Raw genomic sequence first — 587 nt, forward strand, 5'->3', positions numbered from 1 at the left:
TCGGTCTTCTTCCACTGCTTCTTGGGCACCACTAGCTTCCAGTCCCCCTCCTTGGCCGGGCTGCGCAAGAGCGCGATGACCCCGACATACTCCGCCTCGGCATGCATCGGCTCGCTCAGGCTCACGCTCGCATCGGGGCGCAAGATGACGTCCCTGGCCGCCAGCAGATCGGGCTTGAGGGAAACGAGGTCATTCGTCTGCAACTGCGCGTAGCTCAGTTGCTCGAAGGCCTGCGGCGATTTCAACTGGTAGATCCGCACCACCGTCGATAACGACTGTCCGGCGCCGTTTGTATTCAACGACGACCGGCTGGTGAGATCGAGGCGCATGGTCTTGACCTGCGTCGTGAAGGCCCATTTCGCCGCCTCCACCGTGCTGTCCTTGACGGCCTGGCCCACGCCGCAGCCGGCTATATGGGTGGCAACCAGCAGTAGGGCGCCGTTTCGAAGCTGTCGCCTCATCGTGTTGATCCTCTTTGTGTAGCGTATTGCTGCGTTTCATTCATTGACAGTGCGGGGGGTTCCGCGTTGCGTTGGCTGCGCCGAGCTGTGCCCGCGCCAGTTGCCGAGCTGCACACGGGTGACGGC

At 62.7% G+C, this 587-nt stretch carries 1 protein-coding gene; it reads right to left on the bottom strand.

Annotated elements, in window-relative coordinates:
• The coding region (tssJ, locus tag CF70_RS30900; protein WP_035874778.1) for a type VI secretion system lipoprotein TssJ at positions 1–461 on the bottom strand (461 nt) is incomplete at its 3' end.
• Positions 462–587: the final 126 nt, after the last annotated feature.

This window comes from Cupriavidus sp. SK-3 (assembly GCF_000611145.1).
In the GTDB taxonomy this organism is placed as follows: domain Bacteria; phylum Pseudomonadota; class Gammaproteobacteria; order Burkholderiales; family Burkholderiaceae; genus Cupriavidus.